We start from the raw sequence: 17,776 nt of genomic DNA, 5'->3' as shown, positions 1-17,776 counted from the left end.
CCGGGGCAGGTCAGGGCCGGTCCCGGTCCGGCCCCGCCCCGGCGAAGGGGGCGGGACCGGGCCGTCGGCCCAGCGGTAGACGCGGGCCCGCCGACGGCAGAGCTCAGCGGTAGACGCGGACCCGCCGACGGCAGAGCTCAGCGGTAGACGCGGGCCTGCAGACGGTAGAGCTCCGCGTACAGGCCCTCCGCGGCGGCGAGTTCGGCATGGCTGCCGACCTGCGAGACCCGGCCGCCCTCCAGCACCACGATCAGGTCCGCCATCCGCACCGTCGAGAAGCGGTGCGACACCAGCAGGGTGACCGCTCCGGTGTCCGCCCGGGCCTGGGCCGCGAGGTCGGCGAAGTGCTCGAACAGCACGTGCTCGGCGGTGGCGTCCAGGGCGGAGGCCGGTTCGTCGAGCGCCACCAGCAGCGGGCGGCGGCGCAGCAGGGCCCGGGCCAGGCCGAGCTTCTGCCACTGGCCGCCGGAGAGTTCGGCTCCGTCGCCGTAGCCGCGGCCGAGCAGCCCGTCGAGGTCGCCGTCGACCCGGGCCAGCGCCGGGCCGCAGTCGGCGCTCTCCAGAACCCGGGTGAGCGCCGCGTCGTCGTCCAGCCGCTCCAGGTCCCCGATGCCCACGTTGTCCCGCAGCCTCAGCTCCAGCCGGGCGAAGTCCTGGAACAGCGTGGCCACCCGGCGCTGCCAGAGCTGCGGGTCGCACTCCTCCAGGTCGACGCCGTCGATCAGGATCCGGCCGGAGGTGGGCCGGTAGAGCCCGCACAGCAGCTTGACCAGGGTGCTCTTGCCGGCGCCGTTCTCGCCGACCACGGCGAGCGCCGCGCCCGCCGGGATGTCCAGGGTGACGTCGTCCAGGACGGCCCGCTGCTGGCCGGGGTACCGGAAGGTGACGCCCTCCAGGCGGATGCCGACCGTCATGGCCTCGGGGACGGCGCCGCCCGCCGCCTCCTCCCGGCGCGGCTCGCGGAGCCCGTCCAGCCGCTGCAGGGTGCGGCCGGCGCCCTGGAGCACCGAGAGCAGCGTGAGCGCGCTGGAGACCTGAAGGCTGACCTGCGCGGCCAGCGTGATGACCAGGATGACGTCGCCGATGCCGGCGCCGGCGCCGCTGTTCACGGTCTGCCGGGCGACCAGGTAGATCGCACCACCGTACGCGGCGGCGAAGGCCAACTGCCCTGCCGCGCGCAGCAGCCCGGCCTTGGCGTGGGCGCGGGCGAGAGTGCCGGTGGCGCGCCGCCAGTCGCGGCCGTGGCGCTCGATGAGCACCGACGCGGCGCCGGACAGCCGCACCTCCTTCACGGAGGCGTGGGTGGTGGCGAGTTCGAGCAGGTGCCGGCCCAGCCGGTTCTCCGGCGCGGTGGCCTCCTTGCCCCGATCGACCAGGAGTTGGGCCCGGTTGCCGACCAGCACGGGCACCACGGCGAACAGCGGGAGCAGCAGCAGCCACGGGTTGAGCAGTCCGAGCAGGACGGCGGTGACGGCCATCTGAAGCCCCAGGCCGCCGAGTTGGAGGACGGCTTCGAGCGCGGCGCGGGTGCGCGGCAGCTCCTCGCGGATCAGGGTCAGGGCGTCGGCGACGTCGGCGCGGTCCAGCTTCTCCAGGCCGCAGTCGCCGTGGGCGATCGAGATCACCTCGGCCTGCAGGCTGAGCTCCTCCAGCTCACCCAGCTCGAAGTAGGAGAGGTGGGCGAAGTGATTCATCGTCAGTTCGACGACCAGCAGGAGCGCCGTGGTCAGCGCCAGCCAGGTGGCGGCCGAGCCGGTGCCGTCGATGGCGGCCGTGGTCAGCTCCTTGAGGCTGACCGCGATCAGCGGCGTGGCCAGGTAGCCGACGGTCATCAGCAGAACGGCGTGGGTCAGCCGGCGGGAATCGCAGTGCACGGCGAGCCTCAGCAGCCGGCGCACGGCGTGGAACAGTGTGGTCATCGGGCACCCACCGGGCGCATGGTGCGGTCCTCTTCCTGTCCGTCCGGGTCCTGCGCGCCGGTCGGGCCGTCGCCGGATTCCTCGTCGCGCGCGAACCGCTCCGCCTGGATCCTGAACAGCTCGGCGTAGCGGCCGTCGAGTTCCATCAGCTGCTCGTGGGTGCCGCTCTCCGCCACGCCGCCGTCGGCCAGCACGACGATCCGGTCCGCGCGGCGCACGCTGGAGAACCGGTGGGCGATGATCACGCTGGTGATGCCCTCGGTCATCTCCAGGAAGCGGTCGAAGAAGGCCGCTTCGGCCCGCACGTCGAGCTGCGCGGTGGGCTCGTCGAGGATCAGCAGCGAGGCGCCGGCGTCCACCGCGAGCAGGGCGCGGGACAGCGCGATGCGCTGCCACTGCCCGCCGGAGAGGTCGCTGCCGCCCTCGTACTGGGTGGACAGGACGGTGTCCAGGCCCTTCGGGAGCCGCGCGACGATCTCGGCCGCTCCGGCCCGTTCGGCGGCGGCGAGCAGTGCCTCGCGGTCGCCGAGCAGCTCCGGCCGGCCCATCCCGATGTTCTCCGCGGCGGTGAGCTGGTAGCGCGTGAAGTCCTGGAAGATGACGGCGATCCGGCGCTGCCACGCCTCGGCGGGCAGCCCGGCGAGGTCGGTGCCGCCGGCGGTGACCCGGCCCTCGGTCGGCTCGTGGAGCCCGGCCAGCAGCTTGACCAGGGTGGTCTTGCCGGAGCCGTTGAGGCCGACGATCGCGGTCGACCGGCCCGGCCGCAGCTCCAGCTCCAGGCCGCGCAGCACGTCGGGGCCGTCCTCCTGGTAGCGGAAGGCGACGTTCTCGAAGCGGATCGGACCGTCGATCGCGGGCGAGGCCCCGGTGGGCGACATACCGGCGGGCGAGGTCCCGGCGGCGGAGCCCGGCGCGGGGCCGACGCCGGGCCGCGCGGGCACCCGGGCGCGGGCCAGGGCCTCGAAGCGGACCAGGGAGTCGTAGGCCGCCAGCCCGTACTGGGTCTGGACGTCGCTCTCCGGGAAGTAGACACCGAAGCGCATCGGGATCAGCACGGCCTGGAGCGCCACCGAGAGCTGGAGCAGCGACAGCGTGCCGTCGACCCCGCTGCGGGCCAGGACCACGAGCGCGGTGCCGCCGCCGAGCAGACCGACCACCGCGAGGCCGACGAAGGGCCAGAAGAGCAGCCGGCGGCGGCCGGTCCAGAGCGGTTCGAGGTATTCGCGGGCCTCCCGCTCGTGACGGCCGAGCAGCCAGGGCAGCAGCCCCAGCATCCGGGTCTCCTTGGCGAGTTCGGGCCCGCCGGCGGCCCGCCGCAGATAGCCGACCCGGCGGCGCGGGGCGGCCAGCGAGCCCAGCAGGGTGGCGAAGCGGCCCAGCGAGCCGCGCTGGCCGAAGCGGATGACCAGGGCGGTGAGGGCCACCATGACCCCGGGGAGGACACCCAGCGTGACCGCCACCATCACGGCGGCGCCCGCCAGTTGGGCGTAGCGGGCGATCAGCGCCAGGGCTCCGGCGGCGGCGTCGCCCGGAGTGGGCCGGGCCCGGTCGAAGGCGCTGCGGGCGTCAGAGAGCAGGTCGAGCACGTCCTGCCGCTCCAGCTCCGCCGCGGGTAGGTCGTTCAGCGCGCCGTCCATCAGCCGGCCGATGCAGGCGCCGTCCACCCGGCGGGTGACCACCTCGCTGACCACGGTCTGGAACGGGGTCAGCAACTGCTGCAGCACGAACGCCCCGACGGCGATGCCGAGCGCCGCGGCGACCTTCTCCCAGTCCGCTCCCGTGGTGCCCCCGGCCGCCGCGGCGGCCGGGATGTCCGCGATGACCCGGCTAGTCCAGGCGATGAACGCGATCGGCAGCAGCCCGACCACGAGGTGGACCACGGCGCCCGACACGAGCAGGCCGGCGCCGGCATGGCGCAGCAGCTCGACGACGGCGCGCCAGCGCCTGACGCGGCTGCCGAGCCAGCCGACGTCGGCAGACGGAACGGATGACGACACCTTGAAAACCCCCGTGGACAAGTGTGCTGACGAAGCCGGCGGACCGGTGAGGCACCGGCCCGACGAGCCGGGTGAACGACGAGCAGGGCGAACGATGAGCCGGGTGAACGACGTGCAGGGCGAACCACAGGACGTGGACCGGAAGGACGGACGGACGGAACCGGCGGACTGCCGGGCCGGTGAGGAAGGGAGCGGACGCGTGACGCGTCGTCGACCGCGGTCGTTCGTACCGGTGCTGGAAGACACCCCGAAGCAGGACCGGCGGCTGTGCGGTTCGGCGCGAGCAGGAGCCACGGGGTACCCGGGCGGTCGGCGGAGGGGCGGGCGTGGGTGACAACCGATTATGTTCCGCTGCTGCTCATGATCGTGCGCCGCGATCAGCTTGGACTAGACCAGTGGTCACGTCAAGGAATTCGTGGAACTGCCGGTTCCGGGCGGGCCGGGTGGTTCGGCCCGCCCGGCCGAGGGGCGGCGCGGGCCGCCGGAAGGTGCTGGACAACCCGAAGCGGTGGTCGCTAGGGTCCGAAGCGGAAGGGAGCAAACCGGCCGGCCGGGTCGGTGTCTCCGTCCTTCACCTCGGACCGGGGTCGACGTGGGCCGCCGCCCGATCGGTGGCCCCGCACCTCTGGAAGCCGGACCGAGGGCGAGGCCCACAGCCAGCCCCACCCTCCGCGGCGTCCCACCCTCCACCGGACTTCACGCCGCACCGTCCCCGCGACCGCCGGTCCGCCCACCGCACCGCTCCCGCCTCGCGTTCCGCCGGGCCGGCCGCGTACGGCGGTCGACCGGGCCCGCCCGCACGTCCCCGAGCGATGCCCGCACCCCCGAGGCGCCCCACTGCCGTGGCGCCCGGCCGAGGACGCGGCAGCCCCACCGCATCACCGCACCGCACCACGCCGTCAACCGACCGCGCCGCTGACGCGGCGCAGCCCCGAGAGGCATAGGCATGGAACAACGTCGTGTCGGCTCCCTCCGGTTCCATGGGGACCGGACCGGGAGCGCCCCGATGACCTGGGGTCAGCGCGCCATCTGGAAGTCCATCCAGTGGCTCGACGAAGGCGCCCACTACTACAACATCCCCCGGGTCGTGTCCGCACCACCCAGTCTGACGGTCCATCAGATTGAAAACGCACTGGGCCGGTTGCTCTCGCGCCATGAGGCACTGCGCACCCGGTTCGAGCAGACCGGGCAGGGGCCGGTGCAGCACGTGTCGGCCTCCGGCGAGCTGGCCGTCCCCGTCCACGAGGCCCCGCCGGGCGAGGGCGCGACGGTCGCCGACGAGGTGTCCCGGGCGCTGGCGGCCGAACCCTTCCGGCACCGCGAGGAGTGGCCGTTCCGCTGCGCCGTGGTGACGGAGCAGGGCGAGCCGGTCCAGGTCGCGCTGGTCTTCTCGCACCTGGGCGTCGACTTCTGGGGCGTGCAGCAGGTCGAGCAGGACCTGCGCGACCTGCTCGCCGGGCAGGACCCGGAGCCGCCGGCCTGGCAGCCGCTGGACCAGGCGGGGTTCGAGACCGAGGGCCCGGGCGCCGCCCGCGGCGCCGCCTCGGTCGACTACTGGCGCCGGAGCCTCGCGGGCCTGCCGCCCACGATGTTCCCGGCCACACGGTTCCCGCCGGTCGCGGGCGAGGCCTCCCCGGTCCCGGACGCCGCCGAGCGGTTCGTCCGGCTGCGCATGGACTCGCCCGCCACCGCGGTGGCCGCCAGCGCGCTCGCCGACCGCTGCGGGGTCAGCACCGGTACCGTCCTGCTCGCCGGGACGGCCGCGCTGCTCGGCGCGTACACCGGGAACAGCACCGCCGTCCTGCAGTTGATCGCCGTCAACCGGCACGACGAGCGCAGCCGCCGCCTGGTGGCCGCGATGACCGCCAACGCGCTGTTCTCGCTGGACGTGGCCCGGCCGACCTTCGAGGAGGTCATCCGCGCCAGCTTCCTCGCCGGCATGAACGCCTACCGCTTCGCGCAGTACGACCCACTGGTGGTCGACGGGGTGATCGACGCGGCCCGGGAGGCGAGCGGCGGCGCCCTGCGGCTCGCGTCCTTCTTCAACGACGTCCGCCTGCACGACCGTTGGGAGCGGCTGCCGGCCACGGACGGCTCCGCGGAGCAGCTGCGGGCGCTCACCGAGAAGACCGAGGTCTCGCTGATCGGCACCTGGGAGCGCCAGGACGCCGACTTCTTCGTGCACACCACCTACGAGCCGGACACCTGCCTGCTGTACCTGATGGCCGACACCGCGCTGATCCCCCGTCCGGAGATCGAGCGCCTGCTGCGCGCCTTCGAGCGGCTGCTCGTGGAGAGCGCGGCCGGCCTGCCGGGCCTGGACACCCTCCCGGTCGCCGGCTCCTGACCCGACCTCCCTCCCCCACCACCGAAGTACGCCCGGCCGAAGTACGCCCGGCGTAGGTCCGGTCACGCCCGAAGTACGTCCACGTACCTCGGAGCGCGCCCGACGTTCACCCAAGTACGCCCGACGTACCCCCAGAAGCCCTCCGTCGCACAGGAGCACGCACCCATGAGCAGCACCGCACCCGCCATCTGGGACGAGGAGGTCAGCGCCGCCGTCGAGCGCCTGACCACCGCCGCCGAGAACGAGTACTACAACCCGTACCAGACCTTCGACTGGCCGGAGAGCATCCCCGAGGGCGCCCTGTGGATGAGCGAGGACCTGATGACGGTCCACGGCACCGACGCGGCCGCCGAGCTCACCCGCGAGCAGTACCTGACGCTGGCCAAGTGGGAGAGCGTCAACTTCTACAGCCTGAACGTGCACGGCATCCGCGAGCTGATGCAGGAGGTCGTGGCGCGCATCCACGCCCCGGGCTACGAGATCCCCACGCCGTTCTTCCACCACTTCCTGGGGGAGGAGAACGAACACATGTGGTTCTTCGCCGAGTTCTGCCTGCGCTACGGCGGGAAGCTCTACCCCAACCGGGCGATGAGCTTCGGCGACCAGAAGCACTCCGCGCTGTTCGACAACTTCATCGTGTTCAGCCGGATCCTGATCTTCGAGCAGATCGTGGACCACTTCAACAGCAAGATGGCCGGTGACACCGCGCTGCCGGAGACGATCCGGGCGATCAACCGGGTCCACCACCAGGACGAGTCCCGGCACATCGCGTTCGGCGCCCAGCTGGTCCGCGCGCTCTGGGACCGGCTGCGCGAGGCCGGCGACGAGCAGGAGCTGACCGCCGCCCGGCAGTACATCGAGAAGTACATCAACGCCTCGATCCAGCAGCTCTACAGCGTGGACGTCTACCGGGACGCCGGCATCCCCGACCCGTTCGCCTTCCGCACCCGGCTGCTGGCCGACCCGGCCCGGGGGCCGGTCCACGACGCGATCGTCAGCCGCACCACCGCCTTCTACCGCCGGATCGGCGTGCTCGCACCGAAGGCCGCCTGAGCCCTCGGCCCCGCCGGGACCACCGGCCACCGGAACCCCCGGCACACGAGAACCGCCGGAACCACCGGAACCACCAGCCCTCCGGCCCCATCCACGAGAACGAGGTACCGCTCGCATGACATCGACCGTAGAGCCCGCCGCCGTCCGGCTGCGCGACCCCGGCCCCGGCCTGGTCGCCCTCGACCCCGACCGGGCCGCGCTGCTGCTGGAGCTCGACGCGCTCTTCACCGGCCTGGCCGACCAGGTCGCCGCGCCCGCCGTGGTGGGCCCGCCGCTGCTGCCCGTCGAGGGCCTGGCCAAGCTCGACTACTTCCGGAACTTCCCCCACCTCGGGGTGCTCGCGGCCCGCCTGTCCGAGCAGGCCGTCGACGAGCTGGCGGCCGGTGCGGAGGCCGGCCGGCAGCCCGTCGAGCCCACCGGCTACGTGCTGCCCTCGGCCACCTGCTACGGCGTGCTGCTCTCGCTGGAGGGCCAGGAGGTCGGCGAGGAGCTGCGGCTGACCGCCGTCGGCCGCTGCTTCCGCAACGAGGACCACTACGACGGCCTGCGCCGGCTCTGGGGCTTCCACATGCGCGAGGTCGTGTACTTCGGCTCGGCCGACGGTGCCCGCGACCACCTCGCCACCTCCCGGGTCTTCGTCGAGGAGCTGGCCGGGCGCCTCGGCGTCGAGCTGTCCTACCAGCCCGCCAACGACCCGTTCTACGACCGGACCGGCTCCCGGGCGAAGCTGATGGCCCTGGACCCGGTGAAGTACGAGTTCGTCGCCACCGACGGCACCGCGATCGCCTCGGTCAACCGCCACCGCAACTTCTTCGGCGAGCGGCTCGGCATCACCTCGGGCGGCGCGACCGCGCACAGCAGCTGCACCGCGTTCGGCGTCGAGCGCTGGGTGCACGCGATGCTGCTCGCCCACGGCACCGCCGAGAAGGCACTGGCCCGGGTGCGCGATGTCCGCGCCTGACACCGGGGAGCGGGCCCGGGTGCTCGCCGCGGCCGAGCGCGGCGCCGCCGCCCTCGGCGTGGAGTTCCCTCTGGCGCAGGCCGGTATGGGCGGCATCGCCGGACCGGCCCTGGCGGCCGCCGTCAGCGAGGCGGGCGCGCTGGGCACGGTCGCGCTCTACAAGGGCGACCGGGCGCTGGCCGTCGAGCTGATCGGCGACACCGCCCGCCGCACGGCGCGCACCTTCGGCGTCAATCTGATCCCCGAGGTGTCGGGCCGGCTGCTCCCGGAGCAGATCGGCGCGCTGATCGAGGCGGCCGACCGGCAGCTCGTGCTCAACAGCTACGGCCTGCCGCCGGAGGCCGAGGCCCGCCGGGTGCTCGACGCCGGCCACCGGCTGGTCATCCAGGTCGGCACGCCCGAGGAGGCGGCCGCCGCCGCGGCGCTGGGCGCCCACGCCGTCGTGCTGCAGGGCACCGAGGCCGGCGGCCACCACCTCGGCACCCGGCCGCTCGCCGAGCTGCTGGCCGCCTACGACCAGGAGCCGCCCGCGCTGGTGGCCGGCGCCGTCACCGACGGCGCCGGCCTGCTGGCCGCGCTCCGGGCCGGGGCGAGCGGGGCGCTGTGCGGCACGGTCTTCGTGACCACCGCGGAGTCCGCCGCGCACGACGACTACAAGACGGCCGTCGTCGCGGCGACCGGTGCGGACACCCTGATCACCGACCGCTTCTCGATCGGCTGGCCCGGCCGTCCGCACCGGGTGCTGCGCGGGCCGGTCACCGATTCGCCCGAGCCGCCGCCGGCCACCCTGATCGCCTGGACCACCGTGATGGGGGTCCGCCGTCCGGTGCCGCGCGGCTCCGCGGCCGCCCCCACCGTCGAGGCCGAGGGCCGGATCGACGCCATGGCCCGCTACGCCGGCCTCGGCAGCGGGCGGATCACGGCCGTCGAGCCCGCCGGGCGGGTGGTCGCCCGGCTCCGCGAGGAGTTCCGGGCCGCCCTCGCCGGCGACGCCGCCCTCACCGGCGACGCGGCCCCCGACTCCCTCCGACCCTCCGAAAGGACGTGACCCCATGGCCCTGGACCTCGGACTGACCCAGGTCAGCCAGCTGGCGTTCGGCTACTGGCACTCCCAGGTACTGATCGCCGCGGTCGAGCTCGCGGTGTTCGACGCACTCGCCGACGGCCCGCTGGGCGTCGACGAGGTCGCCGAGCGCTGCGCCGTCCCCGCGGACTCCGCGCTGCGGCTGCTCGACGCCGCGACCGCCCTGCGGCTGCTGACCCGGGACCCCGACGGCGGGTACCGCAACACCCGCACCGCCGAGCGCCTGCTCACCACCGGCTCGCCTGAGTCGCTGGTGCGCTGGGTCCGGGTGATGGGCCGCTGGTACCAGCCCTGGGGCCGGCTCGGCCAGGCCCTGGAGCAGGGCCGCGCGGTCGAGGACCGCAGCGGCCGGCTCACCGACGACCCGGCGTACGTCGAGGACTTCATCCTCGGCATGCACGAGTACAACTCCCGGACGGCGGAGGCCGTCGCCCGGGCGCTGCCGCCCGAGGACGCCCGGCGGCTGATCGACGTCGGCGGCGGCGCGGGCAGCTACAGCATCGCGTTCTGCCGGGTCTGGGAGGGGCTGCGGGCCGAGGTGGTCGACCTCGCGCCGGTGGCCGAGCTGGCGGGCAAGGTGATCGGCGAGGCCGGTCTGGCCGACCGGATCACCGCCCGGACCGGCGACTACTACCGGGACGCCTTCGGCACCGACGCCGACGTCGTGCTGCTCTCCAACGTGCTGCACCAGGAGAGCCCGGAGAACTGCCTCTCCATCCTGCGGCGTTCGGCGGCGGCGCTGCGCCCCGGCGGCCGGGTCCTGGTGCACGGCCACTTCCTGGAGGAGTCCCGCACCGCCCCGGTCTTCACCACCCTGCACAACCTCTCCGCCCTCGCCCTCTGGAGCGGCGGCCGCAGCTACACCACCGCCGAGATGGCGGAGTTGATGACGGCGGCCGGGCTGTCGGACATCGAGGTGCTGCCCACCGCCGAGCAGTCGGCCCGCCTCCTGGTGGGCCGCGCCGGGGGCACCACCGCCTGAGCGCCGCCCGTACCGCCCGCCCGTCCTACCGCCTGCCGGGCCGGCGCCGTCCCCGCGGACTCCGTCACGGACGCGTCGCCGGCGCACCTTCGAAACCTCCCAGGAGCTGTCATGCAGCAGATCATCGAGTGGATCAACGCCAAGAACCCCGAGCTGGACCGGGAGATCGACCGCGAGGAGGACCTCATCGAGGGCCGCCTCATCGACTCCCTGGACTTCCTGGAGTTCATCTACCTGCTGGAGAGCATCTCCGGCCGCACCATCGACCTCCAGGAGGTCAGCGTCGACGACTTCCGCACGGTCGAGCGGATCGAGCAGCGCTTCCTCGCCGACCTGATCGAGGCGGCATGACGACCGCCGACCCGCACCTCGCCCCGCACCCGGCGTCCTCCGCCCTGGTCACCATCGACCTGCAGCGGGACTTCCTCTCCGAGAGCCCCTACGGCATCCCCGGCACGACCGAGGTGCTGCCGCAGGTGCGCCGGACGGTCGAGGCCTTCCGCGCCGCCGGCCGCCCGGTGGTCCACGTCGTCCGGCTGTACGAGAAGGGCGGCGGCAACGCCGACCTGGTCCGCCGGACGCTGCTGGCCTCCGGCACCGACCTGGTCTCGCCCGGCTCCGAGGGGAGCGGGCTCGCCCCGGCGCTCGCCCCGCTCGGCGCGCCCCCGCTCGACCCCGAGCTCCTGCTGGCCGGGCAGGCCCAGGCGTTGGGTCCGAGCGAGTACGCGATCTTCAAACCGCGCTGGGGCGCGTTCTACCGGACGCCCCTGCAGGAGCTGCTGGAGGGGCACGGCGTGGACACCGTCGTCCTCGTCGGCTGCAACTTCCCGAACTGCCCCCGGGCCACCCTGATCCAGGCCAGCGAGCGGGACTACCGGGTGGTGGCCGTGCCCGACGCGATCTCCCGCACCAGCGAGCAGGGGCTGGCCGAGGTCGCCGGGCTCGGTGTCCAACTGCTCGACACCGCCGAGCTGCTGGCGGGGTTCGGGTTCCCGGCGCCCGAGGAGGGCTGACGTCCGCGGGTGGTCGGAGCGGGCCGCCCCGGTCCGCTCCGACCACCCGCACGGGCGCCTCCCGCGGCTTTGCGGTCCCGCTCGCCGGCGGGCCCGCGGACACCCCGGGCCGGACCCGCGGCCGAGCGGCGAACCCCCGTACGGGCAGGGCCCGGCCGTCACCCGGACAGCGGTACCGCGGCCGCCGCCACGCCCTGCGGTGCCGTCCGTATCCGCCCCATCCGACATCCCCGCAGATGCCCGTTCCGGCCCGAAGTGCCCGTGTTGACCGGCCAGCAACCCCCTCCTATGCTCGACCGCGTTCGTGATCCGGCACCGGGGCCGGGGCCGCCGAGGCCGCCCGGCCGGAGCCGACCCCGGCTCGAAGGGCTCCTGCCATCAGCACCTCCGTCGCATCCCCGGACAGCGGGCGGGACACCGCCGCCCAGGCCGCCGCCGACCGTGCCGCCAGGCCCACCGGCCGCCGCCGCTTCCTCACCTATCTGCTGGCCGCCCCCACCCTCACCGTCGCCGCCCGGGCCGGACTCGACGCCGCCGCACCCGCCACCGCCCACGCCGCCGAACGGGCCGCCGAGGCACCGCAGTTGCTCGGTCTGCCCGGCATCCCCGACATCCTGGACCTCGGCGACGCGCTGATCGTGGCCGGACTGCCCACCGCCCACCTGCTGGTCCTGGAGATCACCCCCGGCGGTCGCGCCGCGCTCCACCTCCCCCGGCTGGAGGTCGGCCAGGGCCTCACCACCACCATCGCGATGCTCGTCGCCGACGAACTCGACGCCCGGCTCGGCGATGTCGACGTCCCGCTCTCCGACGGCCGCCCCGACCTGCTGTTCAACCAGCTCACCGGCGCCTCCAACTCGGTTCGCTCGCTGTACGACCCGGTCCGCGCGGCGGCCGCCGCCGCCCGCGCCCGGCTGGTCACCGCCGCCGCCCGCCGCTGGTCGCTGCCGGCCGACACGCTGCGCACCGCCGACTCCGCCGTCCTCGCCCCCGACGGCCGTCGGGCCGGTTACGGCGAACTCGCGGCCGAGGCCGCCGCCGTGGCCGTCCCGGCCGTGCCCGCCACCCCGAAGCCGACCGACCAGCAGCGCCTGGTGGGCCGGCGGACCGGGCGGATCGACGCCCGGTCCATCGTCACCGGCCGCGCGAAGTACGCCGGCGACCTCGCCGTCCCCGGCGCGGTGCCGACCGTGGTCGCCCGCCCGACCACCATCAACGGCACCCTCAGGTCCCTGGACGCCTCGGCCGCCCGCACCATGCCCGGCGTCCTCGGCGTGGTGCGGATCCCGAGCGGCGTGGCCGTCCTGGCAGAAACCTTCGACCAGGCACTCAAGGCCCGCGACGCGCTTCGCACCTCCTGGAACCCCGGTCCGGTCGCGGCGCTCTCCGACGCCGACATCCGGGCCCGACTCCGCGCCGCCCACGCCCCGTTCCTCGTCCCGCCGCTGCTCACCCAGTACGTGGACGGCGAGTTCGACTTCGCCTTCGTCAACCACGCGCCGATGGAGGTGCTGACGGCCGTCGCCGACGTGCGCCCCCACCGGGCCGAGATCTGGTTCGCCTCGCAGACCCCGATCGTGGCCCAGCAGACCATCGCCGCCGAACTCGGCCTGCCACAGGACGCCGTCACCGTCCATGTGGTGCGCGGCGGCGGCTCGTTCGGCCGGCGGCTGTTCTTCGACGCCGCACTGGAGGCCGCCCAGATCTCCCGGGCGGCGGGCCGCCCGGTCAAGCTGATGTGGACCCGCAACGACGACATGCGCCACGGCCGGATGCGCCCCGCCAGCCACCACCGGGTGCGCGCCACCTACGGCCTGGGGCAGGTGCTCAGCTACGAACACCGGGTCGCCACCGTGCGGACCGACTTCCGGCACGGCCTCGGCGAGGCGCTCACCGCCGCCGGGTTCAACCTCTCGGTGGCCGGGATCAGCCTCGCCCAGGCCTTCTTCCTGCTCAGCGAGAAGAACCCGTACAACGTCGGCGTCCCGACCCAGTTGCTCTCCGAGGTGCCGCTGGAGGTGCCCACCGGCAGCTGGCGCTCGGTCTACTCGGGCACCGTCCGGGTCGCCGACGAGATCATGATGGACGAACTGGCCCGGCGGCTCGGCCAGGACCAGGTCGCCTTCCGCCGGGCCCGGCTGCGCGACGCCCAGGGCCGGGCCGTCCTGGACAAGGTCGCCCAGGCCGGCCGGTGGGGCCGCCCGATGCCCGCCGGCCAGGCCCAGGGCATCGGCTACCACGACGAGAACGGCGGCCGGGTCGCCTACCTGGTCGAGCTGGACGCCTCCGACCCCCGCCGGCCGCGGGTCACCCGGGCGGTGATCGCCGCCGACGTGGGCCGCGTGATCAACCCCAGTGGTCTGGAGGCCCAGTTGACGGGCGCGCTGATCGACGGCATCTCGGTGATCCTCCGGGCCGGCAACCACATCGACCTCGGCGCCGTCCGCGAGGGCAGCTTCTCGGACTTCCGCTACGCCCGGCAGCGGGACACCCCGCCCTCGGTCGAGATCCACCTGCTGCCGCCGAGCGGCCCACCCGGCGGCGCGGGCGAGCTGGGCGTCCCGGCGGCCTCGGCCGCGGTCGCCAACGCCTACGCCCGCGCGACCGGAACCGCCCCGCGCTCCTTCCCGCTCGACTTCTGACCCGCCGCCCGCACTCCCCCGGTGGGCCCGGTCCGCCGCCGCCACCGACCTCTTCGAAGGGCACGACTCCCCATGCCCAGCCACACCTTCGTCCTCAACGGGCAGCCGGTCACCGTCGAGGCGCCGGACGACATGCCACTGCTCTGGGTGCTGCGCGACAAGCTCGGCGTCACCGGCCCCAAGTACGGCTGCGGGGTCGGTGTCTGCCGCGCCTGCACCAGCCACCTGGACGGCGAGGAGTTCCAGCCGTGCACGGCGGCGGTCAAGGACTGCGCCGGACGGACGGTCACCACCATCGAGGGCCTCGCCGACGGCGAGGTCCTGCATCCCGTCCAGGAGGCCTGGCTGGAGTGCGACGTCGCCCAGTGCGGCTTCTGCCAGCCCGGCCAGATCATGACGGCCGTCGCCCTGCTGCGCCGCACCCCGGCGCCGACCGACGCCGACATCGACGGGATCCAGAACATCTGCCGCTGCGGCACCTACCCGCGGATCCGCGAGGCGATCAAGAAGGCCGCCGCCGCCCAGGCGGCCCCCGCACCCACGGCGACGACCGGTTTCGCACCCGGACTCGTACCCGTGTTCACCACCCGGGCCACGGCCGGGCCCGCAGCGCGCCGCACACCCTGAGCCCGGCCCGGGACGGACCGGCCACACCCTTGCCGAACCGGAACGTCTCGGCCCGGCCCGTGCCGACAACGGTGGCCGCGCCCTTGCCCGAACGGGCCCGCACCAGCGAGATCACCGTCCATCGCCGGGATTCGGCCGCCATTCCGCTTCGAGGATGCCGAACATCTCGGAGTCCCGCCAGCCGTCCCGGATCAACGCGGTGTGCCGATGCCGCCCTTCGTACGTCATGCCGAGCCCGGCCAGCAACCGGGAGGACGCGAGGTTGCGGGGGTCACAGGTCGCGTAGATCCGGTGGAGTCCCAACTCCCCGAACCCGCGCGACAGTAGCTCCCGTCCGATCGCCGTGCCCACGCCACGCCCCCAGGCCCTCGGGTGCACGATGTAGGCGATTTCGCCCTGCCGATGGCGACGGCTGCGAATGTGCAGCTCACCCATGCCGACGGGTTCGCCCTCGAAGCGGGCGACGTAGACGTATCGCTGCTGACGGGCGTGCGACCAGGCGTCGACGGCGGTCTGCACGAACGCGCGCGTCTGGTCCTCGGTGTTCGGCCCCCACGCCTGGTAGCGACAAGCCTCCTCAAGGCCGGCCCAGGAGTGCACGGCCTGCCAGTCGTCGAGCACGGGCTTGCGCAGAGTCACCGCGGATCGGGTCATCGGCGGATCCTGCCGGATTCCGTACGGGCGGGAGCCGGAGCCGGTTGGTCCGGGCGCCGGCCACCGGCGACCGGCCACCCCGCCCGCGGCTCAGCGGGCCTCACGGTCCCGGCCGAAGAAGGCGGCCAACCGGTCGTAGACCGGAGCGTCCTCGGGCGCGGCCACCTCGGGGCCGAAGGAGTGGTGCTCCTCCTCGCTGCCCCGGTACTCGGGGCGCAGCGCGCCGCGCCCCCAGTCGAGCGCGGCCCGCCCGACCTCCTGGTCCAGGCCGGCCGTGGACTGGCCGGTGGAGCGGGCCACGTCCCAGCCGTGCACGGCGAACTCGGCGATCTGCTGGTCCAGCGGGAAACGGGCGGGCAGGTGCTTCCCCCCGGGGAGTTCGATGACGCCGTCCAGGTCGCCGGCCGCGCGCCAGGCGGCCACCAGCTCTTCGGCGCCGGCCTCGAAGGCGTGCAGCCAGTCGCCCTCGACCCGGTCGAAGGGCTGTGACCAGTCCGGGTCGCCGCCCTCGGCCCGGAGGGTGAACTGCCGCAGGTCGAACAGGAGGTGGCTGACGAGCTGGGTGACGTCCCAGGAGCGGCAGGTGCTCGGGTGGGTGCCCTGCTCGGCACCGATGCCGTCGATCAGCCCGGCGGTCTGGGCGAGGGCCCGGGCGAGCAGGTCGATCGGGTCTTCCGTTGCGGTCATGGCACACCTCTTCGCTTCGGGGCGGGCGGTCGGACCGGCCGATCGTAAGCGGGGGGACCGACAACCGGCCCGGCGCAACACCGCGCCGGGCCGGCCGTCGCCCCGTTCGACCGGCCCGCCGACCGCCGGCCGCCCCGAACGGGCCGGACCACGCCGGACCACGCCGGATCAGGCCCGATCAGGCCCGATCGGACCGGACCACGCCCGATCAGGCGGCGAGGCCGCCGTCCACGGCGATCTCGGCGCCGGTGATGTACCGGCCGTCCTCACCGACGAGGTGCGCGATGGTGGCCGCGACATCCTCGACCCGGCCGTAACTGCCGAGTGCCGTCAGCCCCCGCTGGAACTCCGCCGACGGACCGTCCGCCGGGTTCAGCTCGGTGTCGATCGGGCCGGGGTGGACGACGTTCGCGGTGATCCCCCGCGGGCCCAGCTCGCGCGAGAGCGCCTTGGTGAGACCGATCATGGCGGCCTTGCTCGTCCCGTAGAGCGTGGCACCGGGGAAGGCCACGTGCTTCGCGACGCAGCTGCCGATCGTGACGATCCGCCCGCCCTCGGCCAGGTGGGCCGAGGCCGCCTGGGCGTAGAGGAACGGCGCCCGGACGTTCACCTCCAGCACCCGGTCCACGTCGTCGAGCGTGAGCTCCTCGATCGGGCCGAGCACGCCGACGCCGGCGTTGTTGACCAGGATGTCGAGCCGCCCGAAGCGCTCGGCCACGGCCTCGACCACGGCCCGGACGGCCTGCGGGTCGGCACTGTCCGCCCGGACGGCCCAGCCGCGCCGGCCCATGGCGGTGATCTTGGCCGCGACCGCCTCGGCCCGCTCCGCACTGCCCTGGTAGGTGACCACGACGTCGGCGCCGTCCTCGGCCAGCCGCAGGGCCACCGCCTCCCCGATCCCCCGGCTGCCGCCGGTCACCAGGGCCACCTTGCCGTCGAGCTTCGCAAGCTGGGTCATCGTCATATCGTCAGAACTCCTTGACTCGTTCGCGGACATGACTCAATCCTCGACCGGCGCCGCCCACGAGTCCGGCGGTATTCGGACGTCGCGTTCAATCTTCAACAATCGGCTGTTCCCGGTAGTACGAGGCCACCGCGGGCTGGCCGGTCCAGTTCGGACCGGCCGCCGGGTCCGCCCCCAGGTACCCGAACGGCAGGCGCACGGTCCGCGCACCGTCCAGCACCAGCAGGTGCCGCCGGGCCCGGTACTCGAACCCGGCCGCGCGCAACGCCGTCAGGACGGCGCGCGCGGCGCTCGATCCGTCCGCCCGGCGCACCGAATCCGGGTCGAAGTGCGCGGCGAGCCGCCCGTCCGGCACCAGCCGGCCCGCCGCACGGGCGATCGCACCGAGCTGGTCGCCGAGGTAGTGCAGTCCGTGCACACAGGTGATCAGGTCGTAGGCGCGCTCCGGCACCCAGTCCGCCACCGCCGCCGTCACCAGCTCCAGCCGCGCCGCACCCGCCGGCAGGGCGGCCGGCGGGGCCGACGGGCCCACCAGGTCGACACCGGTCAGCACGCTCGCGGTCGGCAGCCGGTGGGCGGCCTCGACGAGCGCCCGTCCTTCCCCGCTGCACAGGTCCAGCCAGCTGGGGGCGCCGCAGCGGCCGCCCAGCCACCCGGCCGGGTCGAAGCCCAGCTCCCGGGTGTAGCTGTTGACGCCGCTGAGCCCTCGCTCGCGGTTCATGGTGTTGTTGGCGACCACGTCCGAGCTGGTCAACTCGCCGTCACCGATCAGTCGGGGCATGGCGTCGACCCTACCGACGCGCCCGAGCGGCCGCCCCTGGACGGGGCGGCCGCTCGGTGCGAGGT

General features: G+C 74.3%; 14 protein-coding genes and 1 pseudogene. 9 read left to right on the top strand and 6 right to left on the bottom strand.

The annotated features are described in order from the left end of the window. Positions 1 to 137: 137 nt before the first annotated feature. Together ABZ497_RS22220 and ABZ497_RS22215 are read right to left on the bottom strand one after the other, a co-directional pair. A complete protein-coding gene (locus ABZ497_RS22220; protein ID WP_359807751.1) occupies positions 138 to 1,919 on the bottom strand; it encodes an ABC transporter ATP-binding protein in 1,782 nt (593 codons plus the stop codon). Beyond that, the gene (locus ABZ497_RS22215; RefSeq protein WP_359807749.1) at positions 1,916 to 3,916 is read right to left on the bottom strand and encodes an ABC transporter ATP-binding protein; all 2,001 of its coding nucleotides are present in this window, start codon (positions 3,914 to 3,916) and stop codon (positions 1,916 to 1,918) included. Before ABZ497_RS22215 ends, ABZ497_RS22220 begins: the two co-directional genes overlap by 4 nt. Positions 3,917 to 4,922: 1,006 nt before the next feature. Here ABZ497_RS22215 and ABZ497_RS22210 point away from each other — a divergent pair. The 9 genes and pseudogenes from ABZ497_RS22210 to ABZ497_RS22170 all read left to right on the top strand — a co-directional run. Continuing rightward, on the top strand, positions 4,923 to 6,263 hold the full coding sequence (locus ABZ497_RS22210; protein WP_359807748.1) for a condensation domain-containing protein: 1,341 nt from the start codon (positions 4,923 to 4,925) through the stop codon (positions 6,261 to 6,263). Between the two features lie 165 nt (positions 6,264 to 6,428). Next, positions 6,429 to 7,316 (top strand): diiron oxygenase, encoded by an 888-nt coding sequence (locus tag ABZ497_RS22205; RefSeq protein WP_359807746.1) that lies wholly within the window; start codon positions 6,429 to 6,431, stop codon positions 7,314 to 7,316. A 115-nt stretch (positions 7,317 to 7,431) separates the two neighbouring features. Further along, the gene (locus ABZ497_RS22200; RefSeq protein WP_352293770.1) at positions 7,432 to 8,277 is read left to right on the top strand and encodes an aminoacyl--tRNA ligase-related protein; all 846 of its coding nucleotides are present in this window, start codon (positions 7,432 to 7,434) and stop codon (positions 8,275 to 8,277) included. After that, a complete protein-coding gene (locus ABZ497_RS22195; protein WP_359807744.1) occupies positions 8,264 to 9,325 on the top strand; it encodes a nitronate monooxygenase in 1,062 nt (353 codons plus the stop codon). Before ABZ497_RS22200 ends, ABZ497_RS22195 begins: the two co-directional genes overlap by 14 nt. Before the next feature lie 4 nt (positions 9,326 to 9,329). Continuing rightward, positions 9,330 to 10,343 carry a methyltransferase gene (locus ABZ497_RS22190; protein WP_352293773.1) on the top strand — a complete coding sequence of 338 codons (1,014 nt, stop codon included), beginning with the start codon at positions 9,330 to 9,332 and terminating at the stop codon, positions 10,341 to 10,343. Positions 10,344 to 10,454: 111 nt separating this feature from the next. After that, positions 10,455 to 10,694, top strand: a complete 240-nt coding sequence (locus tag ABZ497_RS22185; protein ID WP_329491118.1) for an acyl carrier protein — start codon at positions 10,455 to 10,457, stop codon at positions 10,692 to 10,694. Further along, positions 10,691 to 11,356, top strand: a complete 666-nt coding sequence (locus tag ABZ497_RS22180) for a cysteine hydrolase (RefSeq protein ID WP_359807742.1) — start codon at positions 10,691 to 10,693, stop codon at positions 11,354 to 11,356. Before ABZ497_RS22185 ends, ABZ497_RS22180 begins: the two co-directional genes overlap by 4 nt. Before the next feature lie 584 nt (positions 11,357 to 11,940). Beyond that, the gene (locus ABZ497_RS22175; RefSeq protein ID WP_359807741.1) at positions 11,941 to 13,998 is read left to right on the top strand and encodes a molybdopterin cofactor-binding domain-containing protein; all 2,058 of its coding nucleotides are present in this window, start codon (positions 11,941 to 11,943) and stop codon (positions 13,996 to 13,998) included. Positions 13,999 to 14,070: 72 nt separating this feature from the next. Then, positions 14,071 to 14,517, top strand: a pseudogene (locus ABZ497_RS22170) ((2Fe-2S)-binding protein); the annotation flags it as partial. Positions 14,518 to 14,736: 219 nt separating this feature from the next. Here the strand turns inward: ABZ497_RS22170 and ABZ497_RS22165 are convergent. The 4 genes from ABZ497_RS22165 to ABZ497_RS22150 form a co-directional block, all read right to left on the bottom strand. Next, positions 14,737 to 15,279, bottom strand: coding sequence for a GNAT family protein (locus ABZ497_RS22165; RefSeq protein ID WP_359807739.1), 543 nt, complete (start codon positions 15,277 to 15,279; stop codon positions 14,737 to 14,739). A 90-nt stretch (positions 15,280 to 15,369) separates the two neighbouring features. Beyond that, entirely contained in the window at positions 15,370 to 15,966 is a 597-nt protein-coding gene (locus ABZ497_RS22160) for a TIGR03086 family metal-binding protein (RefSeq protein ID WP_359807737.1), read from the bottom strand. Between the two features lie 208 nt (positions 15,967 to 16,174). Next, positions 16,175 to 16,924 carry an SDR family oxidoreductase gene (locus tag ABZ497_RS22155; protein WP_359807736.1) on the bottom strand — a complete coding sequence of 250 codons (750 nt, stop codon included), beginning with the start codon at positions 16,922 to 16,924 and terminating at the stop codon, positions 16,175 to 16,177. Between the two features lie 94 nt (positions 16,925 to 17,018). Then, complete coding sequence (locus tag ABZ497_RS22150) at positions 17,019 to 17,711, bottom strand: class I SAM-dependent methyltransferase (protein WP_359807734.1); 693 nt, start codon at positions 17,709 to 17,711, stop codon at positions 17,019 to 17,021. Between the last annotated feature and the right edge of the window lie 65 nt (positions 17,712 to 17,776).

Origin of the sequence: Kitasatospora sp. NPDC005751 (assembly GCF_040630835.1) — a bacterium.
GTDB lineage: Bacteria > Actinomycetota > Actinomycetes > Streptomycetales > Streptomycetaceae > Kitasatospora.
The sequence above is the reverse complement of the archived record's forward strand: the minus strand, read 5'-3'. Positions and strand labels throughout refer to the sequence as shown.